Here is a 233-nt window from a genome sequence, read left to right on the forward strand (position 1 = left end):
AGTTCCGCCACCCCGGCACTTACTATTGGAGCGGAAGACGGGATTCGAACCCGCGACCCCCACCTTGGCAAGGTGGTGTTCTACCACTGAACTACTTCCGCATATATTGTTAGTTCTTTTCGCTAACGCGAAAAAACTTTGGTGCGGGTGAAGGGACTTGAACCCCCACGTCATAAAGACACTAGATCCTAAGTCTAGCGCGTCTGCCAATTCCGCCACACCCGCAAGGTGTG

2 tRNA genes are annotated in these 233 nt (G+C 53.2%); both read right to left on the bottom strand.

Annotation, left to right across the window (positions count from 1 at the left end):
* Positions 1-26: 26 nt before the first annotated feature.
* Positions 27-101, bottom strand: a tRNA-Gly gene (locus COD11_RS25750).
* Positions 102-139: 38 nt separating this feature from the next.
* Positions 140-225: transfer RNA gene (locus COD11_RS25755), tRNA-Leu, on the bottom strand.
* Between the last annotated feature and the right edge of the window lie 8 nt (positions 226-233).

This window comes from Bacillus sp. AFS040349 (genome assembly GCF_002577655.1).
Lineage (GTDB): Bacteria > Bacillota > Bacilli > Bacillales > Bacillaceae > Metabacillus.